This is a genomic window from Streptomyces sp. NBC_01410, assembly GCF_045040195.1.
Classification (GTDB): domain Bacteria; phylum Actinomycetota; class Actinomycetes; order Streptomycetales; family Streptomycetaceae; genus Streptomyces.
In genome coordinates this window covers 4,268,650-4,293,655 of the sequence record NZ_CP109530.1, presented here as the reverse complement: position 1 = coordinate 4,293,655, position 25,006 = coordinate 4,268,650, and the positions used below count along the sequence as shown (strand labels likewise).

Below are 25,006 nucleotides of genomic sequence, written 5' to 3'. Positions count from 1 at the left end.
CGCGCCGGACGGGACGCATCCGTGGCCGCGGCCGCTTCCTTGTGCTCCGTCCCCACCCGTGCGTCTCCGTCCCTTCGCCGCCCGGGAAGTCACCCGGGTCGTGGCAGGGAGTCGTACGGAAGGGGCCTCAAGTTCCCGCGATTTCCTGTGGCTTGAATCACGCGCCGGAGCTTGAGCGCGGCTCGGGAACTTTCGTACCCACCCTTGATGAGCGCGAGCCGGATGCGAGGATGAGCCCCGCCATGACTGTCGGACGGGGTGTGCGCGCGGTACGGGCTGCGGTGTTCGCGGCCGTCTGTGTGCTGCTCGCGGTCTTCGGCCACGTACTGATGTCGGAGACGGGCGTCCCCTGGTGGACGGTGGGCGCCGGAGCGGTGATCACCGGCGCCGCGGCCTGGTGCCTGGCCGGGCGGGAACGCGCCCTGCTCCCGGTCGTCTTGTTCGCAGTGGCCGCGCAGACCGCACTGCACACCGCGTTCTCGCTGGCCCAGACGGCGGCCCTGCCGACTGCACCGCACACGCCGCCGATGCATCACCAACACCTCGCGTCCGCCATGGAGTCGATGCCGTCCATGGCGTCGACGGCGCACGACATGACCGGCATGACGGTGATGACCGGCGGCGGCATGGCGTCGTCGACCGGAATGCTCGCTGCCCACCTGCTGGCCGCGCTGCTGAGCGGCCTCTGGCTCGCGTACGGCGAACGCGCGGCGTTCCGGATCCTGCGCGCACTCGCCGACCGGCTCGTCGCCCCGCTCCGTCTGCCGGTCCGCGTCCCCGCACTGCCGCACCGTCCGCCGCGTATCCGCGTCCGGCGCAGCCGCCGCGTGCGTACGCCACGGCAGTTGCTGCTCGCTCACGCCCTCACCACTCGGGGTCCGCCCACGGGGACCGCTGTCAGCTGACAGCCGGTTCCCCGATGCCGCCCTGGGGCTCGCTCCAGGCGCTCGGGCATCGGCCGCGCCCTGTGCGCGCGGCCGTACGACTCACCGGACCCGCCCTCGCGCGGCTCCGGATTCCCGGATTCCGAGAAGGACTTCAGGCAATGAACTCTGCCCTGACCTCGACCGTGCCCCGTACGACGCGATGTACGACCGACGACGCGATCACCGCATGGGCGCTCGACGCACGCGGCGGTGATCCCCTGGCCGTCGAGCGATTCGTACGCGCCCTGCACCGCGACGTACGCCGGTATGTGGCCTACCTCAGCGCCGATCCGCAGGCCGCCGACGATCTGACCCAGGACACCTTCCTGCGGGCGCTCGGCAGCCTGCACCGCTTCGAGGGCCGCTCGTCGGCCCGTACCTGGCTGCTCTCCATAGCCCGGCGCGCGGTGATCGACAGCCTCCGGCACACCGCGGCCCGCCCCCGGCTCGCGGACACGGACGACTGGCAGTCCGCCGCGGAGCGCGCCCAGTCCCGCAACCTGCCCGGCTTCGACGACGGCATAGCCCTTGGCGAACTCCTGGCCACGCTGCCCGACGAGCGCCGGGAGGCCTTTGTCCTCACGCAGTTGCTGGGACTGCCCTACGCCGAGGCCGCCCTCGTCAGCGGCTGCCCCGTGGGCACCGTCCGCTCCCGGGTGGCCCGCGCACGCAGCTCGCTGGTCGGCCTGCTGCACGAGGCGGAACAGCCGGTCGCCGTCTGACTCATGGAGGCCGTCGGACCCGGCCGGTCCGACGGCCCTCCCCTCACAGTTGCCTTGCTGGTGCCGGGCGCCGGGCGCAAGCTTGTGGCATGGGTGCTCAGGACGGCCCCACCCTCATCCGATCCGTGCAGCGGGCCTTCCGCTTGATGGAAGCCGCAGGGGCTCACGAGGGCGGTGCCCCGGCGAAGCAGCTGGCACGTGAGGCAGGGCTGCCCCTGGCCACCACGTATCACCTGCTGCGGACCCTGACCCACGACGGCTATCTGCGGAAACTGGACGACGGCTCGTTCGTCATCGGGGACAGGCTGCACTCGCTGCATACGGGAAGCCGCGGGCAGGGGCTGCTCACCCGTGTCCGTCCCACGCTGGCCGCTCTGCGCGACGAACTCTCGGCCGCCACGTACCTGACCTTCTACGAGGAGGGCGAGATCCGGGTCGCCGACATCGTCGACGGCCCCCGGACACCACGGGTCGACCTCTGGGTGGGATTCGAGGACGCCGGGCATGCCACCGCACTGGGCAAGAGCGTGCTGCGCGAGCTGGACGACGCCTCCCGCAACGACTACCTCTCCCGGCACACGCTCGCCGACCTCACGCCCCGCACCATCACCAGCCGCTCCGAACTGCTCCGCCGACTCGACGCACCGCCCGCCGCCCCCGGCGCCATGGACATGGAGGAGTACTCCCTCGGTACGGTCTGCGTCGCGGTGCCCGTGTACAGCGGGAACACCCTCGGCTCGCTCGGCGTCTCCCTCCGGGCCGACCGGCTTCCCCGTGTCGAAGAGGCCCGGGCGCGGCTCGAAGAGGTCCGAGCCCGACTGCTCCCGACAGCGAGCCGCGTGACCAGGGGTCTTTCGCTCACTATCTGAAAATCCAGTCCTTGCGGCGAGGCCTCAGCAACCTGTTCTCTGGAGGAAACGGACATTCAGGCGTGCGCGCCGTGAATCAGGAGAGTTGCGGCAGAGGATATGAGCCACGACCGGGATCATCACCGTGACCGCCGGCCGATCTGGCAGGTCACTCAACGGCTCACGAAGCCCCCGGCCGATTCGAGGGCGGCGACGCCGGGGCACACAGGTACCGCGGCGCACCTCGCCGCCTTCGCGCCCGTACTGATCGTCTGTGCCGTCGCTCTGGTCGGGCTCATCGGCGGAGCCGGACTGAGCTGGGTGCCCCTGCTCGCCGTCGGGCCCGCGCTGGCCGCCGCCACGAGCAGGCCGTGGGGAGTCCTCCGGATCGGCATCCTCGCCGTGGCGCTGGGCGCCGCACTCGGCGCCAGGGGCGATGCGCCGGGGCGCGAGCAGGCGATCGTGCTGTCCTCGCTGGCCGCCGTGACGCTGGCGAGCGCCCTGGCCAGCGCGTTGCGCGTACGCCGCGAACGGGTACTGGCGGCCGTCCGCTCGGTCGCCGAGGCCGCCCAGCACGCGCTACTCAAGCCCATCCCGGCGACGGTCGGCGAGTTCCAGGTGGCCGTCCGCTACAGCGCCGCCGCGGCGGAGGCCCGCATCGGCGGGGACCTCTACGCGCTGGTGCCCACCGAGTACGGGGTCAGGATGATCGTCGGCGACGTGCGCGGCAAGGGCCTGCCCGCGGTGAGCACCGCCGCACTGGTCCTCGGTGTCTTCCGCGAGGCCGCCTACGACGAGCCGGACCTCCTCGACGTCGTCGGCAGGATCGAACGGAGCCTGGCGCGCAACCTCGGTGCCGACGACTTCGTCACCGCGGTCGTCGTCGGATACCCCGAGTCCGGGCGCATGGAGGTGGTCAACTGCGGACACGCCCCGCCGCTGCTGGTCCGCGATTCCATCGTCCTGCCCCTTGAACCGACGCATCCGACTCCGCCGCTCGGGCTGCGCGCCCTCTCCGGCGAGACCCCGAGTCTCCAGGTGCTGCCCTTCGCCGAGGGCGACCAACTGCTCCTCTACACCGACGGTGTCACCGAGGCCCGCAACCACGGCCGTGAGTTCTACCCGCTCGCCGAGCGGGTGGCGCATCACGTGTCGGACGAGCCCTCCCGCACCCTCGCCGGGCTCCACGACGAACTCCAGGCACACGTCGGCGGCCGCCTCCACGACGACGCGGCGCTGCTCCTGCTCCGCAAGCCGGCCGCTGCCGCCGGGCACGTATGTGCCCAGCCGAAGGGCCCGAACGCAGCTGTGGAAGGGGCGCGGTTGTGACGCAGGGGGCGGACAACGATGAAGGCCCCACTCCCTCGGCCCGGGGTCAGCGCGAGTTCACTTGCCGGCTTCGGGGCCGTACAACTGGAGGCCTTGGCCGGTGACAGCGGCGATGCACTCGATCGCGTGATGCCTCAGGCGCCCCGGACGGCAACGCTGCACAGCGGTCCCCGGAGGCTCGCGCGTCGTGACGCCGGACGCGGGCGGCGGCCTAGGCCGTGTTTGAGAACTCCCGCCTGGCCCGCGACGCCTGGCACGCACACTCGCTGCGTTGTCGGAGTCATCCAAGTACGTCCAGTACGAGGATGATCTCCCCCAGACTTCGTCCGGGGGTGCCCCCACCGCCTTGCGATTGCACGCACCAGACGCCGCGAGCCCCGCCCTACGGGGCGGACGGCGCTAGTTCTAAAACACGGGCCTAGCTCTGCAATAGCCGAGAGGTCTGCGCCCACAGCCCGTCCAGCACAGACGGGTCATTCGCCAGCTTCGCGAACATGACCATGCCTTCCAGCTGGGCGAGTACCGCGCGGGCGGTGGCTCGGGTCGCGGCCTGGGCAGGGATCGCGCCCTGTTCCGCCCCATCCGCGAGCGTGGCGTGGACCAGGTCGATCTGCTCGTCGAAGATCTCCGTCAGCCGGGTCTGGACGACCGCGTCCTGGGTGCTCAGCTCCAGCGCCAGATTGCCGAACAGACAGCCGTTGACCGCGCCGCCCTCTGCCTTCGCCGTGCGCTGGGCGGCAGCCTGGTCGAGGAAGAGCCTCTCCAGCCTGCCCTCCGCGGACCCGTCGCTGCGCAGGGTCGCTACCCAGCCGGGCTTCTGGGCCGCCCAGTGGGCGTTGATCGCCTCGATCGTCAGGGCCTGCTTCGACTCGAAGAAGTGGTAGAAGCTGCCTTTCCTCACGTCCGCGCGGGCGCAGATCTCGGCGACGCCCATCGTGCCGTAACCGCGGCTCAGCATCAGGCCGCAGGTCGCGTCCAGCAGTCGTTCGCGTGCCGTGCTCGTCCGTCCCATGCTGGTGAGTATACGGGCGGTCAACTATAAAGAGTCGCTTTTAGTTGACCGGTCGTCTACTCTCCTCGGCAGGTGGCGGGAAACCCCGCCGACCACTTGACCTGCGAGGACTTCGCCATGCCCAAAAAGATCACGATCGCCGTCGCCTTCCACAGCGGCTACGGCCACACTGCCCGCCAGGCTCGTGCGGTTGCTGCCGGAGCCGGGTCGGTGCCCGGAACGCAGACCGAGCTGTGCGACGTGGCCGTCGTGGACGACCGGCTGTGGGAGACGCTTGCCGGCGCCGATGCGATCGTCTTCGGCACACCCACCTACATGGGCAGCCAGTCCGCCGTCTTCCAGGCATTCGCCGAGGCCAGCGCCCCGGTCTGGATGAACCAGGGCTGGGCCGGAAAGCTCGCCGCCGGCTTCACCAACTCCGCCGGCATCAACGGCGACAAGCTGAACGTCCTGGTCGGCCTCGCGATCTTCGCCGCGCAGCATGGCATGAACTGGGTCTCGCTGGGCCTGCCGCCCGGCGGTGAGTACTCCACGAGCGGAACCCCCGAGGACCTCAACCGTCTCGGCGGCTTCCTCGGCGCGATGGCTCAGTCGCCGTCCGACCTCGGTCCGGAGGACGCCCCGCCCGGGGCGGATCTGCGGACGGCCGAGCACCTCGGGCGCCGGGTGGCCGAGACCGCACTCGAGCAGGTGTCGGGCCGCACGGCGCTCGCACTCGCGCTGTGAACGCCCTCATTCCCATGGATGCCCCGAGAGCTCTCCATGTCCTGAAAGGCAGACTGTCATGACCAACGGGAAGCGCCCCTGGGCCCGCGGCCGGCTCGCCGGGCTGCTCGGCCTCGAAGTGCCCATCGTGCAGGGTCCGTTCGGCGGCGGGCTGTCGTCCGTGGCGCTCGCCTCCGCCGTGTCCGAAGGCGGCGGGCTCGGCTCGTACGGAGGACACATCCTCACCCCGGACGGGATCGGCGAGCTCGTGGGCGAGCTGCGAAAGGCCACCGCCCGGCCCTTCGCGGTCAATCTCTGGGTCCCGCATCCAGACGAAGCCGCGGCACCGCCCGACCGTGACCGGATGGCCCGGTACGCCGGGCTGCTGCGCCCGTGGTTCGAGGAACTCGGGCTGCCGACCGCCCAGTTGGAGGAGCCACCACCCGCCCCGGAATTCGCGCAGCAGATCGACGCGCTGCTCGCGGCGGAGCCGCCGGTGATCAGCTTCGTGATGGGCATTCCCGAGGCCCGCGTGCTCGACGAAGCCCGGCGAAGGGGCATCCGGACCGTCGGTACGGCGACCACCGTCGAGGAGGCCCTCGCGATCGAGGCGGCAGGCATGGACGCCGTCGTCGCCTCGGGCAGTGATGCGGGAGGGCACCGCGGCTCGTTCCTGCGCCCCGTGAACGAATCCCTCGTGGGGACCTTCTCCCTTGTCCCGCAGGTCGCGCAGGCCGTGTCGATCCCCGTCGTGGCCGCCGGCGGCATTGCCGACGGCCGGGGAATCGCCGCCGCGCTGACGCTGGGGGCGGACGGCGTGCAGATCGGCACCGGCTTCCTGGCGACCGAGGAGTCCGGCGCGAGCGCGATCCACCGGGCCGCGCTGCAGGGCCCCGGGGCGCATACGACAGTACTGACCCGGGCCTTCTCGGGACGGCTCGCGCGGGCGATCCCCAACCGCTTCACACGTGAGGCGCTGGCGTACGAGAACGAACTGGCGCCGTATCCGCTCCAGTACACGCTCACCCGCCCGCTGCGCACAGCGGCCGCGGAGCGCGGTCTGGCCGAGTACGTCAACCTCTGGTCCGGACAGGCGGCAGCGCTCACCCGGCCGCGCGGCGCCCGCGACTACCTCGACGAGCTCATCGCCGGGACGGAGACGGCGCTGGGCCACCGGGCACCTGGTCGCGACCAGCCAGGGCGAGGCTGCGGAGACGGAAACTGAGACGGGCAACGACGAAGGGCCCCATCGCGAACGGTGGGGCCCTTCGACATCGTGCCCGGTGAGGCACTGGCGGAGGATACGAGATTCGAACTCGTGAGGGGTTGCCCCCAACACGCTTTCCAAGCGTGCGCCCTAGGCCACTAGGCGAATCCTCCGCCGCAAACAATACAAGACGTTGAGGAGTGCTAGCGAACTCGTTCCCACCCCCTGCCATCAGGTACCCTGTGCGGAGCCCCTCACGTGGCGCTATCTGACTGAACTCCCCCAGGGCCGGAAGGCAGCAAGGGTAGGTCGGCTCTGGCGGGTGCGTGGGGGGCGCTTGCGTTTGCGGACGAACGGGGCGGACGCGGCGTACGGACCGACGGACCGACGGACCGCACAGCGGACGGGCTGGACGGCGGCGCCGCTTGTCGGTGGGCCCCGATAACCTCGTAGGCGTGTCGTCCCTTGCGCTGTACCGCCGCTATCGCCCCGAGTCCTTCGCCGAGGTCATCGGGCAGGAGCATGTCACCGACCCGTTGCAGCAGGCCCTGCGGAACAACCGGGTCAATCACGCCTACCTGTTCAGCGGGCCGCGTGGATGCGGCAAGACGACCAGTGCGCGCATCCTCGCCCGCTGTCTGAACTGCGAGCAGGGGCCCACACCCACGCCCTGCGGTGAGTGCCAGTCCTGCCGCGACCTCGCGAGGAACGGGCCGGGGTCGATCGATGTCATCGAGATCGACGCCGCGTCCCACGGTGGTGTGGACGATGCGCGTGATCTTCGGGAGAAGGCCTTCTTCGGCCCGGCGAGCAGCCGGTACAAGATCTACATCATCGATGAGGCGCACATGGTCACCCCGCAGGGCTTCAACGCTCTGCTGAAGGTGGTCGAGGAGCCCCCGGAGCATCTCAAGTTCATCTTCGCGACCACCGAGCCCGAGAAGGTCATCGGCACCATCCGGTCGCGTACGCACCACTACCCCTTCCGGCTGGTGCCCCCCGGGACTCTGCGCGACTACCTGGGCGAGGTGTGCGGCAAGGAGAACATCCCGGTCGCCGACGGTGTGCTGCCGCTCGTCGTACGGGCGGGCGGGGGGTCCGTGCGTGACTCCATGTCCGTCATGGACCAGTTGCTCGCGGGCGCCGCCGAGGAGGGTGTGACGTATGCCATGGCCACCTCCCTCCTCGGGTACACGGACGGGTCGTTGCTCGACTCGATCGTGGACGCCTTCGCGTCGGGTGACGGGGCCGCGGCCTTCCAGGTCGTCAACACGGTCATCGAAGGCGGCAACGACCCGCGGCGCTTCGTCGCCGATCTCCTCGAGCGGCTGCGGGATCTGGTGATCCTGGCCGCCGTGCCCGACGCGGGGACGACCGGGCTCATCGACGCCCCCGCCGATGTGGTCGAGCGGATGCAGGCGCAGGCCTCCGTCTTCGGCGCGGCCGAGCTGAGCCGGGCCGCGGATCTCGTCAACACGGGGCTTACGGAAATGCGTGGCGCCACCTCGCCACGGCTGCAGCTGGAGCTGATCTGCGCGCGGGTGCTGCTGCCCGCCGCCTTCGACGACGAGCGTTCGACGCAGGCCAGGCTGGACAAGCTGGAGCGCGGGGTTACGTTCTCGACCGGCGGTCCCGGGCCCGCGATGGGGTACGTCCCGGGGCCTGCGGCCCAGGCCCACGCGCCGGTGCCGCCCGCACCCCCCGCGCCCACGCCCGCCGAAGCTCCCGCCCCTGCGCCCGAAGCCCCCGCTCCCGCCGCTTCCCCCGCCGAGCAGCAGCAGCCCGCCGGGCAGCGCCCCGGTGCCTGGCCCGCCGCGACCGCGCCCGAGGCCGGGCGGCGTCCCGGTGGATGGCCCACCGCGTCGGCCCCGGGACAGGGCGGCCAGCAGCCGGGGCCCGCGGCTCCCGGTCCGGCCGCGCCCGCGCCCGCCGCACCGGCCCCCGCTCCCGGCATGGTCCAAGGCGCCGGTCAGGTACGGAACATGTGGCCGGACATCCTGGAGGCGGTGAAGAACCGCCGCCGTTTCACGTGGATCCTGCTCAGCCAGAACGCCCAGGTGGCGGGCTTCGACGGCACCACCCTCCAGCTCGGCTTCATCAACGCCGGCGCCAGGGACAACTTCGCCAGCAGCGGCAGCGAGGAGGTGCTGAAGCAGGCGCTGTCCGAGCAGTTCAATGTGCAGTGGAAGGTCGAGGCGATCATCGACCCGTCGGGCGGCACTGCCGGCCCGGGCGGAGGTGCCCAGCCCCCGTCCGGTGGCGGAGGCGGCTTCGGCGCAGGCGGCACAGGCGGCTCCGGCGGTGGCGGCTTCGGTGGTGGTGGCAGCGGATACGGGAGCGGTGGTGGCGGCGGCCGCGGCCCGTCCGCCCCCGCCGCGCAGGCCACAGCCCCCCAGAACTCCGCTCCCGCCCCGGCCCCTACGGCTCCGGCGCCCCGGCCCGCCCAGGCAGCTCCACACTCGGCGGCCCCGCAGGCCTCCGCGGCCGAGCCCCCGCGCCCCGCCCCCGTGCACAGCCCGCCCCCGGTCGCCCCCGAGGACGACGTACCGGAGGAGGACGACCCCGACCTCGTCGACTCCGCGCTCTCCGGCATCGACGTGATCGTCCGCGAGCTCGGTGCCACCGTCGTGGAGGAATACACAAACGAATAGGGGAGAAGGTCTCGGAGGCCCGTACAGGAGCAGCCGGCCCCGGCGGCTAGGCTGGCTGCCGTGAAGGTCCTCGTCATCGGCGGCGGCGCCCGCGAACACGCCCTGTGCCGCTCTCTCTCCCTCGACCCCGACGTCACCGCTCTGTACTGCGCGCCCGGAAACGCAGGCATCGGTGAGGTCGCCGAGCTGTACCCGGTCGACGCGCTGGACGGTGAGGCCGTGGCGCGGCTCGCCACCGAGCTGGAGGCCGGGCTTGTCGTCGTCGGACCGGAGGCACCGCTCGTCGCCGGGGTCGCCGACGCCGTACGAGCCGCGGGCATCCCCTGCTTCGGCCCCTCCCGCGAGGCGGCCGAGCTGGAGGGCTCCAAGGCCTTCGCCAAGGACGTGATGGCGGCCGCCGGTGTTCCCACGGGCCGCAGCTATGTGTGTACGACGCCCGAGGAGATCGACGAGGCCCTCGACGCCTTCGGCGCTCCGTACGTCGTCAAGGACGACGGCCTCGCGGCCGGCAAGGGCGTCGTCGTGACGAGCGACCTCGACAAGGCCCGCGAGCACGCCCTGGCCTGCGGCGGCCGCGTGGTCATCGAGGAGTTCCTCGACGGCCCCGAGGTGTCCCTCTTCGCGATCACCGACGGCGAGACGGTCGTCCCGCTCACCCCTGCCCAGGACTTCAAGCGCGCCCTCGACGGCGACGAGGGCCCCAACACGGGCGGCATGGGCGCGTACTCCCCGCTCCCGTGGGCGGACCCGAAGCTGGTCGACGACGTCATGGCGACCGTCCTCCAGCCCACCGTCGACGAACTGCACCGCCGGGGCACGCCCTTCGCCGGGCTGCTGTACGCGGGTCTGGCGATCACCTCGCGCGGCGTACGCGTCATCGAGTTCAACGCCCGTTTCGGCGACCCGGAGACACAGGTGGTCCTGGCCCGCCTGCGGACCCCGCTCGCGGGCCTGCTGCTCCACGCCGCGCAGGGCACTCTCGATCTGGAGCCGCCGCTGCGGTGGCGGGATGACGCCGCCGTGACCGTGGTCGTCGCCTCGCACAACTACCCGGACACCCCGCGCACCGGCGACCAGATCGAGGGCCTGGACGAGGTCGCGGCCCAGGATGCGCCCCACGCGTACGTTCTGCACGCCGGGACGAAGCGGGACGGCGACGCGATCGTGAGCGCCGGCGGCCGGGTCCTTTCGGTCACGGCGACCGGGCAGGACCTGGCGCAGGCGCGTGAGCGCGCGTACCGGGCGGTGGCGCGAATCCGTCTTGACGGCTCGCTGCACCGTACGGACATCGCACGCGAGGCCGCCGGGGAGTGAACCTCTAGGCCCTGAGGACCGTCATCACCTTTGCCCAACGCCATTCCATCGAGTGACGGCTGAGCCATCCGGATGACGCCCGCCGAAGCCCCAACTAGGGTGCGGCGCAAGCGTTCCGGCACTTGGCCCACCGGCATTGCGATGTCAGTTGTGGGTGCCACAGTGGGGGAGTGAGCAACACCGTCGCAGGGCAGAGGGGGTGAGGTCGGACCGTGTCCGGTACCGGTTTCGGTGAGTCGCTGGGTGCGCACGCCGCGCGCTCGCGAGCCCTCGCCGTGCTGCGGGTGCGCAGCAGGGCGGTGGCCGTGGCGCTGCTGCCCGCGGCCGTGGCCGTGGTGCTCTTCGCGGGCGATGCCGCGGGGCATATGAGCGGCGGAAGTTGGGACCTGGCGCGCTGGGCCGTGTCGGTCTTCGCGGTGATCGTGCTGCTGCTCGCCGCGGCGGTCTCGGCCGTGATAGTCCGGGCCAGTCCCGCGCTCAGCCCCACCGTCGAGCTCCCGGAGCGCGCGGCCCCGGATCTGTACCGGCTGGTGCGGGACCTGGCCGAGCGCCTGGAGGTCCCCGCGCCCTCCGCGCTGGCGCTCACCCCCGACTGCGACAGCTGGCTCGAGGACCGTACGCACCCGGCCCATGCGCTACCCGGCGGAAGCAGGCGCCGCGGCACCGAAGCGCCGGTGCTGGTGATCGGCTCGCCCTTCCTGTGGTGGATGCGGGTCGCCGAGCTGCGGGCCGTGCTGGCCCCGGTCGTCGCGGGCACGGCGCCCTCCGCGCACCCCGACATAGCTGCGGCACGCCGCTTCGTACGGGGCCTGGACGCCGCGGTCGCGGTCGCGTCCGCCCCAGGGCTGGGACCGATACGCAGGGTGGCGCTCAGCTTCGTCGGCGGGAGCACCCGGCTGCTGCTGCGCAGCTGTCAGGCGCCGGCCTCCGAGATGGAGCGGGGCGTCGCGGCGGCCGCGTCCGAGCGTGCACAGGCTGTGGACTACGGCCTGAGGATCGTCGCCCAGGAGCAGGTCGGCCTCGCCTATGCGGGCTGGGACCGGCTGCTGACCCGGGTCGCGCTGCCCGCCTGGCGCATGGGCCGATGGCCCTCGCGCCTCGACGCGGGCGTCGTCTCGGCCCTGACCGAGCTCTCGCGGCGCGACCGTCTCGCCGAGGGCTTCGCCTCCCGGCTCGGCGAGCGCCCCGCCTGCGACCTGCTCGAAGAGCCCGGCGCGATAGATGAGGCCGCGTCCCTGCTGGCCGCCCGCCTCTTCCACGGCGGCCCGGCCGAGGCGGGCCCCGACTGGTCGCCGGTGGACTGGCAGCAGTATCCGGAAGAAGTGGTCGACCGTAAGTGGCGTACGGAAGCGGCCCGTCTCCACAGGGTGCTCGACGATCTGGGCGTACCGCCGTCGACGGGCCCGCACGGGCCGACGCTGACCCGGGTCATGGACCATCTGTCCGGCCCGGGTGCCGAGGCCGGCGAGCTGCTGGCCGCCGGGATCAGCGCGGAGGTCGCCCGCGAGGAGGCCGCGGTCCCCCCGCCCCCCAAGAGCCCCGGTGACGCGCTGAACGGCTGGGGAGCCGACCCGCTTCCGCTGTTCCCGCTACAGCCGCCCCGTACGGGCCGTGAGCTGCTCGCCGACCATGTGACCGCGATGGTCTGCTGCGCCGCCGTCGACACGGCGGGCGCGGCCCCCGGCCTCGACTGGCTCGACGGCCCGGCGCTGATGATCAATGGTGAACGCCGTGCGGATCTGGCCGGCCGCGTGCTGAGCCTGACCGAGGACGGCGACGCGGCCCCGCTGCGCAGCTGGCTCTCCACCCTCGGCGTCCGCCCGGAAAAGCCGGTCCGCCTGGTCTGACGGCGTCGGACGGGCTCGCACGACGCGAACGACGACGGACGACGACGAGCCTCCGCGCGGGCGATACACCCATCTCGCCCGGAACGTCCCTTCCGTTCGCGTCGATTCGCGACGAACGGTGACGGAGTGCGTGCGTTATGTGATGTGCTGGAGACCGGCACTGAACACTGGTGGCGCATCACAGATGATCCGGGGCCTCGAGGGAGGGCGCAGCATGGGGGCGGAGCAGATCCGGCGATGGGAATCGGGCGCCCTCGCCCACGCCGTCACGGACCCCTTCGGCCAGGGCCCCCTGCCCTGGCTCCGGGGCAGCGAGCACTACTTCGACGACACCGGCCAGGTCGTCCCCTGGTACGCCGATCCCGACCGCGGCAGGAGCGCCCGCGGACCCCGCACCGCCGACGACGTACGCAGGCAGATCAAGGGCTTCGCGTCCACGGGCGCGGCCGCCCCCGGCGAGGCGATCGATTTCCACATCACTGTGGACCCGCCCCAGCAGTTCTCGGTCGACGTCTACCGCATCGGGCACTACGCGGGCGACGGAGCAGCCAAGATCACCACCAGTCCGCGCCTTTCCGGCATCGTCCAGCCACCGCCTCTCGCCGCCGACCGGACTGTCTCCTGCCACCACTGGTGGCTCTCCTGGCGGCTGCAGATCCCGTCCTACTGGGCGATCGGCGCGTATGTCGCCGTGCTCACGACCGCCGACGGCTACCGCTCCCACATCCCCTTCACCGTCCGCGACGACCAGCCCGCCGACCTCCTGCTTCTCCTCCCGGACATCACCTGGCAGGCGTACAACCTCTATCCGGAGGACGGCCGCACGGGCGCCAGCCTCTACCACGCCTGGGACGAGACGGGCCGCCTCCTCGGCGAGGAGGACGCCGCCACCACGGTCTCCTTCGACCGTCCCTACGCGGGCGCGGGCCTTCCGCTCCATGTCGGCCACGCCTATGACTTCATCCGCTGGGCCGAGCGGTACGGCTACGACCTCGCCTACGCGGACACCCGCGACCTCCACGCCGGCCGCGTGGACCCCGGCCGCTACCGGGGACTGGTCTTCCCGGGCCACGACGAGTACTGGTCGGTCCCGATGCGCCGCGCCGTCGAGCGCGCCCGCGACCGCGGCACCTCGCTCGTCTTCCTCTCCGCCAACACCATGTACTGGCAGGTCGAGCTCGGCCCGTCGCCCTCCGGCGTCCCCGACCGCCTGCTGACCTGCCGCAAACGCCGCTGCCCCGGAAAACCGGCCCTGTGGCGCGAGATCGACCGGGCCGAGCAGCAGCTGCTGGGCATCCAGTACGCGGGACGGGTCCCCGAGCCACACCCTCTGGTCGTACGGAACGCCGATCACTGGCTCTGGGAGGCGACCGGCGCCGACGACGGCGACAAGCTCCCCGGCCTGGTCGCGGGCGAGGCCGACCGGTACTTCCCGCGCACGGCGCTGCCCGAGCACCAGGGCCGGATCCTGCTCTCCCACTCCCCCTACCGGGACGTCGACGGCGCCACCCGCCACCAGGAGACCTCCCTGTACCGCGCACCCTCGGGCGCGCTCGTCTTCGCCGCAGGCACCTTCGCCTGGTCCCCGGCGCTGGACCGCCCCGGCCACGTCGACACCCGTGTCCAGCGGGCGACGGCGAACCTCCTCGACCGCATCTGCAAGCGCGACTGACCCCATCTGCAAGCGCGACTGACCCCGTACGAGCCGGTCCACCCCGCGTACGGGACAATCGGACAGGTTAGACGTCACCACGGGGAGGAACCGTGTCCGGATTCGTAGAAAAGCCCGAGCCGCTTCAGGTGCCGGGCCTGGTACATCTGCACACCGGCAAGGTGCGCGACCTGTACCAGAACGAGGCGGGCGACCTCGTGATGGTCGCCAGCGACCGCATCTCCGCCTACGACTGGGTGCTGCCCACCGAGATCCCCGACAAGGGGCGGGTGCTCACCCAGCTCTCGCTGTGGTGGTTCGAGCGTCTGGAGGACCTGGTCCCCAACCATGTCCTGAGCTCCGGCCTTCCTGACGGTGCCCCCGCCGACTGGGCGGGCCGCACCCTCATCTGCAAGTCGCTGCGCATGGTTCCGGTCGAGTGCGTGGCCCGCGGCTATCTCACCGGCTCCGGCCTCGCCGAGTACAAGGAGTCCCGTACGGTCTGCGGCCTCGCGCTCCCCGAGGGCCTGAGCGACGGCTCCGAGCTCCCGGCCCCGATCTTCACGCCCGCGACCAAGGCGGCCGTGGGCGATCACGACGAGAACGTCAGCTACGAGGAAGTGGCCCGCCAGGTCGGCGCGGAGACCGCCGCCCTGCTGCGCCAGACGACCCTCGCCGTCTACGGCCGGGCCCGTGACATCGCCCGCGACCGCGGCATCATCCTGGCGGACACCAAGTTCGAGTTCGGCTTCGAGGGTGACGAGCTCGTCATCGCCGACGAGGTGCTGACCCCCGACTCCTCCCGCTTCTGGCCGGCGGCCTCCTGGGAGCCGGGCCGCGCCCAGCCCTCTTACGACAAGCAGTACGTGCGCGACTGGCTGACCTCCCCGGCCTCCGGCTGGGACCGCAAGAGCGAGCAGCCGCCGCCGGCCCTCCCTCAGGAGATCGTCGAGGCGACCCGCGCCAAATACATCGAGGCGTACGCGCTGCTGACGGGCACGAGCTGGTCGTAGACACGGAGAAGGCCCCGGTCGCGATGACCGGGGCCTTCTACTCTGAGCGGACGACCAGGTTCGAACTGGCGACCTCAACCTTGGCAAGGTTGCGCTCTACCAACTGAGCTACGTCCGCATGCGCTGTTGCGCGGAGACCACTATACCCAACCTCGCTCGCGAGCGAGACGCACCGCGGTATGCCGGTTCTCGGCCCCCAGCTTGGAGGCGGCCGACGAGAGGTAGTTCCGTACGGTGCCCTGCGACAGCGAGGCCCTCTCCGCGATCTCCGCGATCGGCGCCCCGTCCGCCGCCAGCTCCAGCACCTCGGCCTCCCGGACGGTCAGCGGAGAGTCCCCCGCGGAGATCGCGTCGGCCGCCAACTCGGGGTCCACATAGCGGTTTCCGGCGTGCACGGTACGGATGATCTCCGCCAGCCGCCGGGCGCTGAGCGTCTTCGGCACGAAGCCCCGCACGCCCGCTGCCAGCGCTCTTTTGAGATGTCCGGGCCGCCCATGGCTCGTCACGATCATCGTCCGGCACCCGGGCAGTTCGGCCCGCAGGGATGTGGCCACGCTCACACCGTCCGGGGCGGGCATCTGGAGATCGAGGACCGCGACATCGGGCCGGTGCGCCCGCGCCATGGCCAGGGCCTCGGTCCCGGACGCGGCCTCGGCGACGACCACGAGATCGTCTTCGAGGGCGAGCAGCGCGGCGAGCGCGCCCCGGATGAGATGTTCGTCGTCGGCGAGCAGGACCCGTACGGGTGTCGTCGTCATCGTTCCTCCTGGGGAAGCGGCACCTTCGCCGTGAGCTGGAAGCGGCCCTCGCCCGCCGGGCCCGCGTCGAGCGAGCCGTCCAGTGCGGTGAGCCGCTCCCGCAGCCCGGCGAGTCCGGAGCCGCCCGCGCCGGTGCGGGGCTCGGGCGCCCCGTCGTTCTCCACGACCAGCACCGCGTGATCCCCGGCTTCCTTCAGCCGGATCACACAGCGCGCCGCGTCCCCGTGCCGCAGCACGTTGGTCGTCGCCTCCCGTACGACCCAGCCGAGCGCCGACTGGATCCGGACCGGCAGCTCCCCGCCCACGCCGCCCTCGATCCGGCAGTCGATCCCGGCCGCCTCCAACACCCCCTGCGCGCCCTGGAGTTCGACGCCGAGATCGACCTCGCGATAGCCGCGCACCAGCTCCCGTATCTCCTGCTGCGCCTCACGGGCCATCCGCTGCACCTCGACCATCTGGTCCGCCGCCTCGGCCCTGCCGCGCCGGGACAGTTGCACCGCGAGCTCGCTCTTGAGCGCGATCACGGCGAGATTCCGGCCGAGGACGTCGTGCATGTCCCGTCCGAACCGCAGCCGCTCCTCCGCTACCGCCAGCCGCGCCTGGACATCACGGGCCTCCCGCAGTTCCCACATCACCGCGAGCACCCACATGGACACGCGGGCCGTGAAGGCCAGCCACCCGTTCGTGAAGCCGACGCTCACCACGGTGAGCAGCACCTCGTCGGCCGTGCGGCCCGTCAGCGGGACGAGACCGCAGATCACGGCCAGTACCGCCAGCTGGATCAGGGCCGTGGTCCGGTTGCGTACGAGCAGACAGTGGACGGTGAGGAACGGCGCGAGTGCCGCCGCCAGCATCGTCGGCAGCTGCCCCGTCAGATCGGCCGTCGCCGCCAGCACCACCACGGTGGCCGTCGTCGCGGCCGTCGCCGCCGCGGCCCACAGGACCAGCCTCCGGGGCACCTGCCCCTGGCCCAGATAGGCGTCCATCGCGTGCCGGGCCATGCGTCCGCAGAACACCCCCTCGGCCAGCGCGAGCAGCATGGCGGCCGCGACCAGCACGAGCTGCCCGTCCGTGCTCACCGGCCGGGCCATCAGCAGCAACCCCAGCCCGAGAACCCCGACCCACACGATCAGATACACCGTGCCGCGTGTGTACAGGTCGACTTTGGCCAGCCCGCTGCGAGCGCTCCACCCCCTCACCCGCACACCTCCGGTCAGCGTCTCGGCTCCCAGCGGAACCACCGCTGCACAGCAAACACCGCGAGCCCCGTCCAGACCAGTGCGTTCAGCGTGGCAATGAGGAGGTCGGACGCCTGCGCCCCGCCCAGCCACCCGGCCCGCACCAGCTGCATCACCCCCGTCAGCGGCAGCAGTTCGCACACGGAGGCCACCTTCTGCGGCAGCGCCTCCAGCGGTATGAACAGGCCCGAGCCGATCATCGAGACCAGGAACACGGGCAGAGTGGTGATCTGCGCGCTCTCCACGGTCCTGGTGTACGCGGACGTCGCCGCGGCCAGCGCGGTCATCAGCACCAACCCCGACAGCACGCCCGCCAGGAGGAGTTCGGGACGCTCGGGTGCCTTCACCCTGAGCAGCGCGGCCCCGGCGACGACCATCAGCGCGCACTGCGCGAGCGCGAGGACGGCAGCGGGCAGCGCGATCCCGGTGAGGATCTCCGGATCCGTAGCCTCGCCGGTACGCAGCCGCTTGAGCACGAGCGCCTCGCGCCGGGCCGTGTACGCCGAGACGAGGTTGGAGTAGACGACCAGGATCAGCGTCATCCCGATGCCGCCGGTCATCGCGGCCTCGGCCACACTCATCCCGGTCTCCTCGGGATCCCACGGGTCGAGCGAAACCTTGATCGCCCCGATCATCGCCACGGGCACGAACAACGCGACGAACAGCGCCGAGCGATTGCGTACGAGCAGGGTCAACTCGGCCCGTCCGAGCGCCTTCAGCCGCCCGGAGGCGCCCACTGCTTTGGTCCTCATCGGGCCTCCACCAGCCCTTCCTGCCGCTGGGCGATGTCGAGGAAGGCCTCTTCGAGCGTGGCCGACCGGGCGTCGAGTGCTTCCAGCCGTACGTCCGACTCCCGTGCCCACTGCAGCAGTTCACCGAGCGCCTGCTGCAGCCGGTGCGTACGGATCTCGATCCGCCGGCCGTCCGCCGCCGCCCGCAGCGAGAGCGGCAGCCGTCCCGCCGCCACCCCCTCGGGCAGGACGAACCGGATGCGTGCCGGCCGGGCCGCCGTCACCTCGGCCGGGGTGCCGGTGCTCACGATCCGCCCCCGGTGCATGATCGCCAGCCGGTCGGCCAGGGACTCGGCCTCCTCCAGATAGTGCGTGGTCAGCAGCACGGTCGTGCCACCCTCGCGCAGTGCCCGCACCAACTCCCAGGTGTCGTAGCGCCCTTCCGCGTCCAGGCCGGTCGTCGGCTCGTCGAGGAAGAGCACATCGGGCCGCCCGAGCAGCGCCAGCGCCAGATCCAGCCGCCGCCGCTCGCCGCCCGACAGCTGCTTGACGCGTACGCCGGACCGTTCGCCGAGCTTCACCAGCTCCAGCGCCTCAGCGATCGGCCGGGCTCCACTCGTGCACCCCGCCCACATCCGGGCCGTCTCGGCCACCGTCAGGTCGGAGGGGAAGCCGCCCTCCTGCAGCATCACGCCGATCCTGGGCCGGACGGCGGCTCGCTCGCGGTGCGGATCGTGACCGAGGACCCGTACCCGTCCGCCGTCGGGCGCGGCAAGGCCCTCCAGCAGCTCGACCGTGGAGGTCTTGCCCGCACCATTGGTCCCGAGCAGGGCGAAGACCTCGCCGCGCGCCACGGAGAAGGAGATGCCGGTCACTGCCTCGAAGCCGCCGCCGTAGGTCCGCCGCAGCTCCTCGGCCTCGATGACGTACTGGTCTCTGGTCATGACTCAAGGCTCGGGCCGGCCGGGTCCGCCCGGCAGTGCGGGCTGTCACCGCTGTCCATGACAAATGTCATCGGGGCCGGTGGATACGAGGGCGCATACGAAGGGAACACACGAACACGAAGAAGGCCCCGGTCATATCGACCAGGGCCTTCACTCTGAGCGGACGACGAGATTCGAACTCGCGACCCTCACCTTGGCAAGGTGATGCTCTACCAACTGAGCCACGTCCGCATTGCTGCCGCTCAGCTCTCACTGGGCGGTGCGTCCACCACTCTACCTGATCCACAACCGTGGCCGGTAAAGCGATGCAGAGCGGGTGGCAGGAATTGCACACTGCGCCTTCCCCCTGGAAGGGGGACGTTCTACTACTGAACTACACCCGCACGCTGCGTGAGGTCGGGCCGTGCGGCCTCGCCCCTCGGCGTGCTCCAGACTCTAGCCGAACAGCCGGGGTGCAGTGCAACTCGGATCTGCGAGCGCTCTCGGCCGGCCTCTCAACTGGCCTCGCGGAAGGCCGCGTAGACCGCCTTGGGGATCCGTCCGCGGGCCGGCACGGCCATCTTGTTGGACTGCGCCCACGCCCGCACGGCCGCCGGGGCGGGCTCGAGCGAGGTGTGCCGGTAGGAGACGCGGGACTTGTCACGCTTCCCGGCGTTTGTCTGCTTTCGGCCTGCCGCCATGTAGGGGGCCAGCGCCTTGCGCAGTTTCTTTGCATTGGAGGGATTGAGGTCGATCTCGTACGACTTCCCGTCCAGTGCGAACGCGACCGTTTCCGCCGCTTCTCCGCCGTCGATGTCGTCGGAGAGCGTGACCACTACTCGCTGAGCCACGGATATCGGTCCTTTCCCTGCGGTATCACCGGTTCTGACAGGCGTACCGACATGCGGTGATACCGGATTTCCGGCCGGTGAGGGGCAATGGTGCTTTCCTCTGTATTCCTTTGTACAGCGGTTCGCACTGCATTGTGAAGCCCAGCCAATTACATGCGCGTGTCCGATGCAATGGCGTGCGGGATTCTTTCCCGGGATTTTCCCTGGGCGTTCTCCAGATATCTACCCGCGTAGATTTTTCGGGCGGGTACGCTGAGGGAACCGCCCTCGCAACACACCACCGGGAGTGCCCGTGGCACGCGTCGTAGTCGACGTCATGCTCAAGCCCGAGATCCTCGACCCCCAGGGACAGGCAGTTCAACGTGCACTGCCGCGTCTCGGATTCGACGGAATCGCGGACGTACGTCAGGGAAAGCGCTTCGAGCTGGAGGTGGAGGGGCCGGTCGACGAGGCCGCCCTCGCCCGCATCCATGAGATGGCCGAAACGTTCCTCGCCAACACCGTCATCGAGGACTTCGTCGTAAAGGTGGAATCGTGACCGCTCGTATCGGAGTCGTCACTTTCCCCGGCACGCTCGACGACCAGGACAGCCTGCGCGCCGTCCGCCTCGCGGGCGCCGAGCCCGTCTCGCTCTGGCACCGCGACAAGGACCTCAAGCAGGTCGATGCCGTGGTCCTCGCCGGAGGTTTCTCCTACGGCGACTATCTGCGCGCCGGAGCCATCTCCCGGTTCTCGCCGGTGATGGAGACGATCATCGACCAGGCCAGGGCGGGCATGCCGGTTCTCGGTATCTGCAACGGCTTCCAGATCCTCACCGAATCGCATCTGCTGCCGGGCGCCATGCTCCGCAACAACCACCTGCACTTCATCTGCCGTGAGCAGAAGCTGCGGGTGGAGACGAGCGGGACGGCCTGGACCGCGGACTACACCGACGGTCAGGAGATCCTGATCCCGCTCAAGAACATGGACGGGCGGTACGTCGCTGCCGAGCGTGTGCTCGACGAGCTGGAGGCCGAGGGCCGGGTCGCCTTCCGCTACCTGGACTTCAACCCGAACGGCTCGCTCCGTGACATCGCCGGCATCACCAACGCCGCGGGCAATGTCGTCGGCCTGATGCCGCACCCGGAGCACGCCGTCGAGCCCCTCATCGGCACGGGCCGCACCGATGGCCTCGGATTCTTCACCTCGATCCTCAAGAAGCTGGTCAACGCATGAGCCTGGATACGGTCAAGCACGCGGCCGGGACCCCGGACGTCGAGCAGCCCTGGAAGGAACTCGGCCTCAAGCAGGACGAGTACGCGCGCGTCCGCGAGATCCTCGGCCGCCGGCCCACCGGCGCCGAGCTCGCCATGTACTCCGTCATGTGGTCCGAGCACTGCTCGTACAAGAGCAGCAAGGTCCACCTGAAGCAGTTCAGCGAGAAGAAGCCCGAGAGCGACGCGATGCTCGTCGGGATCGGCGAGAACGCCGGTGTCGTCGACGTCGGCCAGGGTTACGCGGTCACCTTCAAGGTCGAGTCGCACAACCACCCCAGCTACATCGAGCCCTACCAGGGCGCGGCCACCGGCGTCGGCGGCATCGTCCGCGACATCCTCGCCATGGGCGCCCGCCCGGTCGCGGTCGTCGACCCGCTGCGCTTCGGCGCCGCCGACCACCCCGACACCAAGCGTGTCCTGCCGGGTGTCGTCGCGGGCATCGGCGGCTACGGCAACTGCCTGGGCCTGCCGAACATCGGCGGCGAGGTCGTCTTCGACGAGTGCTACCAGGGCAACCCGCTGGTCAACGCGGGCTGCATCGGCGTGATGAAGCACGAGGACATCCACCTCGCGCAGGCGTCGGGCCCCGGCAACAAGGTCATCCTGTACGGCGCCCGCACGGGCGGCGACGGCATCGGCGGCGTGTCCGTCCTGGCGTCGGAGACCTTCGAGTCGACCGGTCCCGCCAAGCGCCCCGCCGTCCAGGTCGGCGACCCCTTCCAGGAGAAGCTCCTCATCGAGTGCACGCTCGAGATCTTCAAGGAGCAGCTGGTCGCGGGCATCCAGGACCTCGGCGGCGCCGGTCTGTCCTGCGCCACCTCCGAGCTGGCGAGCGCCGGTTCCGGCGGTATGCGCGTCGAGCTCGACACCGTCCCGCTGCGTGATGCGACCCTCTCGCCCGAGGAGATCCTCATGAGCGAGTCGCAGGAGCGCATGTGCGCGATCGTCGAGCCCGGCAAGGTCGACCGCTTCATGGAGATCTGCGAGAAGTGGGACGTCATCGCCACCGTCATCGGTGAGGTGACCGAGGGCGAGCGGCTGGAGATCTTCTGGCACGGCGAGCAGATCGTCGACGTACCGCCGCGGTCCGTCGCGCACGAGGGCCCGACGTACCACCGTCCGTACGCCCGTCCGCAGTGGCAGGACGCGCTGCAGGCCGACGACGCGAACAAGCTGCCCCGGCCGGCGAGCTCCGAGGAGCTGCGTGAGCAGGTCCTCGCCCTGGTCTCCTCGCCGAACCAGGCGTCGAAGTCCTGGATCACCGATCAGTACGACCGTTTCGTGCAGGGCAACACCGTGCTGGCCCAGCCCGAGGACGCGGGCATGATCCGGATCGACGCGGAGTCGAACCTGGGTGTGGCCATGGCGACCGACGGCAACGGCCGGTACGCCAAGCTCGACCCCTATACGGGCGCGCAGCTCGCGCTGGCGGAGGCGTACCGCAATGTCGCCGCCTCCGGTGCCAGGCCGCTCGCCATCTCGGACTGCCTGAACTTCGGCTCGCCCGAGGACCCGGACGTCATGTGGCAGTTCGCCGAGGTCACCCGCGGCCTCGCGGACGGCTGCCTGCAGCTGGGCACCCCGGTCACCGGCGGCAATGTCTCGCTCTACAACCAGACCGGTGAGGTCGCGATCCACCCGACGCCCGTCGTGGCCGTCCTCGGTGTCATCGACGACGTCAACCGCCGCACCCCGATCGCCTTCGCGGAAGAGGGCCAGCTCCTCTACCTGCTCGGCGACACGCGTGAGGAGTTCGGCGGCTCGGCCTGGTCCCAGGTGATCCACGACCATCTCGGCGGACTGCCGCCGGCCGTGGACCTGGACCGCGAGAAGCTGCTCGGCGAGATCCTGATCTCGGCCTCCCGCGACGGCATGATCGACGCGGCGCACGATCTGTCGGACGGCGGCCTGATCCAGGCGGTCGTCGAGTCGTGCCTGCGCGGCGGCACGGGTGCGCGGCTGATCGTCCCGGACGGGCTCGACGCCTTCACCTTCCTGTTCAGCGAGTCGGCCGGCCGTGCGGTCGTGTCCGTCCCGCGCAGCGAGGAGCTCCGCTTCAACGACATGTGCGGGGCGCGGGGTCTGCCCGTGACGCGTATCGGTGTCGTGGACGGCGACGAAGTGGATGTGCAGGGCGAGTTCAGCATCGCGCTGAGCGAGCTCCGTACGGCTCACGAGGAGACCATCCCGGGTCTGCTGGTCTGACGCACAGCTGCTGGGGGAGCCCCCGTCCGGACCTCCGGGCGGGGGCTTTCGCGGCCTGTGCGGCTGTCGTACCCACCCTTTACTGTCTGTCTCATGCCACCGGCCAAGAAGCGCACCCGCAGCTACGACTCCGCCAAGATCCGCGGCGCCGTTCTCGCCCAGTTCGCGCATGTACAGCGCGCGGTCGGCACTCTCACGCCCGAGCAGCTCGCTCTGCCCACCCGGCTCGGGGACTGGACGGTGCGTGACCTGACGGGGCACATCGCCATGGCGGTCGACACGGTCGCGCGGACCTACGCGAACCCCGCGCCCGCCGCGGTGGAAGTCGAGCTGCTGGACTGGCCGTTCGCGACGGTCAAGCACGCCGGGAGCGTCTCCGAGGACACCAAGAAGATCGCGGCGATCGCCGAGCCCCCGGAGCTGTACGCCCGGACCGCGGCCCGGATCGCCGAGCTGCTGGCCGTCGCCTCCGACGACCGGCTCCTCGCCGCCCGCGTGGGCGCGATGCGGTTCGGCGACTACCTGGTCACCCGTACCGTCGAACTCATCGTCCACACCGACGACTTGAACGACGCCACCGGGCTCGGCATCCCCTGCGACCGGCAGGCGCTCGCCACCTGCACCCGGCTGCTCGCCGACGCGCTCGCGGTGAAAGCACCGGGGGCATCCACCGAGGTACGGGTGCCGCCGTTCGCCGTCGTGCAGTGCGTCGAGGGCCCCCGGCACACCCGGGGCACCCCGCCCAATGTCGTCGAGACCGATCCGCTGACCTGGATCCGTCTCGCCACCGGGCGTACGGGATGGGCCGAGGCGCTCGACGCGGCGAAGGTCAGCGCGAGCGGCGAGCGTGCCGATCTCTCGGGGTTGCTCCCGATCCTGGGCTGAACGCGGCAGGGGGAGGGCGAGGGGGAACCAGAGCCACAGCAGGCCCGTCAGATCGGTATGCGCAACCAGCTGAGCATTCCTGTCACCGCCCTGGCGCTGCTCGCCCTCGCGGCCTGCGGCACGGAAACGGGTTCCGGATCCGGCACCGGCACCGGCGACGCCGGCGCATCGGTCTCGACCGACGTGCCACTCACCGGCGTCCACTGGTCCGTCGACAGCGTGACCGTCGACGGGAAGAAGTCCGCTGCCCCCGAGGGCGCGCATGTCGAGATCACCTCCAAAGGCCGCGCCCAGGGCAGCTACGGCTGCAACGGCTTCGGCGCCGACGTGAAGGTCGCCGGCGACACGATCACCGTGGGCAATGCCGTGCAGACCGAGATGGCCTGCGACAAGGGCCGCATGGCCTTCGAAGACGCGCTGCGGGCCGCCTTCTCCGGCAAGCTCAAGGCGAAGATCACCGACGGCAAGCTCACCCTGACCACCGACAAGGGCGACTCCATCGCCCTCAGCGCCCAGAAGCCGGCTCCGCTGGTGGGCACCAAGTGGACCGTGAACTCCCTGGTGACCGGCGACACGGCAGCCTCGATGCCCGCCGGCACGGAGAAGAACGCGTACATGACCTTCGCCAAGGACGGTTCCGTACGCGGCAGCCTCGGCTGCAACACCTTCACCAGTACCGCGAAGATCTCCGGCTCCACGATCACCTTCGACCGGCTCGCCACCACCCGGAAGATGTGCACCGGCACGGCGGCGATGGTGGAGAGCCACCTGCTGAAGGTCCTGGGGGGCAAGGTGACGTACAAGATCGACTACCGCACCCTGTCCCTGACCGCGGAGAACGGCAAGGGACTGGCCGCGACGTCGGCGCCCGCCCTGTCGGAGAAGTGATCATCCGGCGTACGGGAGCGCGCCAGGTGTGACATGGGCAACCCCG

The 25,006-nt window shown here is 71.0% G+C and carries 22 protein-coding genes, 4 tRNA genes and 1 other RNA gene; 17 read left to right on the top strand and 10 right to left on the bottom strand.

What is annotated here, in order from left to right:
- Window positions 1-242 precede the first annotated feature (242 nt).
- From OG741_RS19620 to OG741_RS19605, 4 genes are all read left to right on the top strand, one after another.
- Window positions 243-905, top strand: coding sequence for a hypothetical protein (locus OG741_RS19620; RefSeq protein ID WP_405599634.1), 663 nt, complete (start codon window positions 243-245; stop codon window positions 903-905).
- Between the two features lie 140 nt (window positions 906-1,045).
- Complete coding sequence (locus tag OG741_RS19615; RefSeq protein ID WP_361908491.1) at window positions 1,046-1,648, top strand: sigma-70 family RNA polymerase sigma factor; 603 nt, start codon at window positions 1,046-1,048, stop codon at window positions 1,646-1,648.
- Window positions 1,649-1,737: 89 nt separating this feature from the next.
- Entirely contained in the window at window positions 1,738-2,517 is a 780-nt protein-coding gene (locus OG741_RS19610) for an IclR family transcriptional regulator (RefSeq protein ID WP_405599632.1), read from the top strand.
- Between the two features lie 99 nt (window positions 2,518-2,616).
- Window positions 2,617-3,825: a PP2C family protein-serine/threonine phosphatase gene (locus OG741_RS19605; protein WP_405599630.1), complete on the top strand. Its 1,209-nt coding sequence runs from the start codon at window positions 2,617-2,619 to the stop codon at window positions 3,823-3,825.
- Window positions 3,826-4,243: 418 nt separating this feature from the next.
- Here OG741_RS19605 and OG741_RS19600 read toward each other — a convergent pair whose 3' ends face one another.
- The gene (locus OG741_RS19600) at window positions 4,244-4,837 is read right to left on the bottom strand and encodes a TetR/AcrR family transcriptional regulator (protein ID WP_405599628.1); all 594 of its coding nucleotides are present in this window, start codon (window positions 4,835-4,837) and stop codon (window positions 4,244-4,246) included.
- 117 nt (window positions 4,838-4,954) lie between these two features.
- Between OG741_RS19600 and OG741_RS19595 the strand changes: the two genes are divergently transcribed.
- Window positions 4,955-5,563 (top strand): flavodoxin family protein, encoded by a 609-nt coding sequence (locus tag OG741_RS19595; protein ID WP_405599626.1) that lies wholly within the window; start codon window positions 4,955-4,957, stop codon window positions 5,561-5,563.
- 58 nt (window positions 5,564-5,621) lie between these two features.
- Entirely contained in the window at window positions 5,622-6,767 is a 1,146-nt protein-coding gene (locus tag OG741_RS19590) for an NAD(P)H-dependent flavin oxidoreductase (RefSeq protein WP_405599624.1), read from the top strand.
- Between the two features lie 67 nt (window positions 6,768-6,834).
- Here OG741_RS19590 and OG741_RS19585 read toward each other — a convergent pair.
- Window positions 6,835-6,922: transfer RNA gene (locus OG741_RS19585), tRNA-Ser, on the bottom strand.
- Window positions 6,923-6,994: 72 nt separating this feature from the next.
- Between OG741_RS19585 and ffs the strand changes: the two genes are divergently transcribed.
- The 6 genes from ffs (at window position 6,995) to OG741_RS19555 (ending at window position 15,225) form a co-directional block, all read left to right on the top strand.
- An RNA gene (gene ffs, locus OG741_RS19580) (signal recognition particle sRNA small type) lies at window positions 6,995-7,093 on the top strand.
- Between the two features lie 111 nt (window positions 7,094-7,204).
- Window positions 7,205-9,400 carry a DNA polymerase III subunit gamma and tau gene (locus OG741_RS19575; RefSeq protein ID WP_405599622.1) on the top strand — a complete coding sequence of 732 codons (2,196 nt, stop codon included), beginning with the start codon at window positions 7,205-7,207 and terminating at the stop codon, window positions 9,398-9,400.
- A 60-nt stretch (window positions 9,401-9,460) separates the two neighbouring features.
- Entirely contained in the window at window positions 9,461-10,714 is a 1,254-nt protein-coding gene (gene purD / locus OG741_RS19570; RefSeq protein ID WP_405599620.1) for a phosphoribosylamine--glycine ligase, read from the top strand.
- Between the two features lie 212 nt (window positions 10,715-10,926).
- A complete protein-coding gene (locus OG741_RS19565; RefSeq protein ID WP_405599618.1) occupies window positions 10,927-12,561 on the top strand; it encodes a hypothetical protein in 1,635 nt (544 codons plus the stop codon).
- 214 nt (window positions 12,562-12,775) lie between these two features.
- A complete protein-coding gene (locus tag OG741_RS19560) occupies window positions 12,776-14,233 on the top strand; it encodes a N,N-dimethylformamidase beta subunit family domain-containing protein (protein ID WP_405599616.1) in 1,458 nt (485 codons plus the stop codon).
- A gap of 92 nt (window positions 14,234-14,325) precedes the next feature.
- The gene (locus tag OG741_RS19555; protein ID WP_405599615.1) at window positions 14,326-15,225 is read left to right on the top strand and encodes a phosphoribosylaminoimidazolesuccinocarboxamide synthase; all 900 of its coding nucleotides are present in this window, start codon (window positions 14,326-14,328) and stop codon (window positions 15,223-15,225) included.
- Window positions 15,226-15,270: 45 nt separating this feature from the next.
- On the opposite strand, the gene OG741_RS19550 is transcribed toward OG741_RS19555, so the two are convergent.
- The 8 genes from OG741_RS19550 to OG741_RS19515 all read right to left on the bottom strand — a co-directional run bounded on the left by OG741_RS19550 (window position 15,271) and on the right by OG741_RS19515 (window position 19,726).
- Window positions 15,271-15,343 (bottom strand) — tRNA-Gly (locus OG741_RS19550).
- A 22-nt stretch (window positions 15,344-15,365) separates the two neighbouring features.
- The gene (locus tag OG741_RS19545) at window positions 15,366-15,983 is read right to left on the bottom strand and encodes a response regulator (RefSeq protein WP_405599613.1); all 618 of its coding nucleotides are present in this window, start codon (window positions 15,981-15,983) and stop codon (window positions 15,366-15,368) included.
- Window positions 15,980-17,182, bottom strand: a complete 1,203-nt coding sequence (locus OG741_RS19540; protein WP_405599611.1) for a sensor histidine kinase — start codon at window positions 17,180-17,182, stop codon at window positions 15,980-15,982. Before OG741_RS19540 ends, OG741_RS19545 begins: the two co-directional genes overlap by 4 nt.
- A 14-nt stretch (window positions 17,183-17,196) precedes the next feature.
- Window positions 17,197-17,973, bottom strand: a complete 777-nt coding sequence (locus OG741_RS19535) for an ABC transporter permease (protein ID WP_405599608.1) — start codon at window positions 17,971-17,973, stop codon at window positions 17,197-17,199.
- On the bottom strand, window positions 17,970-18,896 hold the full coding sequence (locus OG741_RS19530; protein ID WP_405599606.1) for an ABC transporter ATP-binding protein: 927 nt from the start codon (window positions 18,894-18,896) through the stop codon (window positions 17,970-17,972). The genes OG741_RS19535 and OG741_RS19530 overlap by 4 nt, the downstream gene beginning before the upstream one ends.
- A gap of 158 nt (window positions 18,897-19,054) precedes the next feature.
- Window positions 19,055-19,127 (bottom strand) — tRNA-Gly (locus OG741_RS19525).
- Window positions 19,128-19,207: 80 nt separating this feature from the next.
- Window positions 19,208-19,279: transfer RNA gene (locus OG741_RS19520), tRNA-Gly, on the bottom strand.
- Between the two features lie 111 nt (window positions 19,280-19,390).
- Window positions 19,391-19,726, bottom strand: coding sequence for an Lsr2 family protein (locus OG741_RS19515; protein ID WP_405599604.1), 336 nt, complete (start codon window positions 19,724-19,726; stop codon window positions 19,391-19,393).
- A 292-nt stretch (window positions 19,727-20,018) separates the two neighbouring features.
- Here OG741_RS19515 and purS point away from each other — a divergent pair, with 292 nt between their 5' ends.
- From purS to OG741_RS19490, 5 genes are all read left to right on the top strand, one after another.
- Window positions 20,019-20,264 carry a phosphoribosylformylglycinamidine synthase subunit PurS gene (gene purS / locus OG741_RS19510; protein ID WP_078076409.1) on the top strand — a complete coding sequence of 82 codons (246 nt, stop codon included), beginning with the start codon at window positions 20,019-20,021 and terminating at the stop codon, window positions 20,262-20,264.
- A complete protein-coding gene (purQ, locus tag OG741_RS19505) occupies window positions 20,261-20,941 on the top strand; it encodes a phosphoribosylformylglycinamidine synthase subunit PurQ (RefSeq protein WP_405599602.1) in 681 nt (226 codons plus the stop codon). The genes purS and purQ overlap by 4 nt, the downstream gene beginning before the upstream one ends.
- A complete protein-coding gene (gene purL / locus OG741_RS19500) occupies window positions 20,938-23,187 on the top strand; it encodes a phosphoribosylformylglycinamidine synthase subunit PurL (RefSeq protein ID WP_405599600.1) in 2,250 nt (749 codons plus the stop codon). Before purQ ends, purL begins: the two co-directional genes overlap by 4 nt.
- 93 nt (window positions 23,188-23,280) lie before the next feature.
- Window positions 23,281-24,072, top strand: a complete 792-nt coding sequence (locus OG741_RS19495) for a sterol carrier family protein (protein WP_405599597.1) — start codon at window positions 23,281-23,283, stop codon at window positions 24,070-24,072.
- 57 nt (window positions 24,073-24,129) lie between these two features.
- Window positions 24,130-24,960, top strand: coding sequence for an META domain-containing protein (locus OG741_RS19490; protein ID WP_405599596.1), 831 nt, complete (start codon window positions 24,130-24,132; stop codon window positions 24,958-24,960).
- Window positions 24,961-25,006 lie beyond the last annotated feature (46 nt).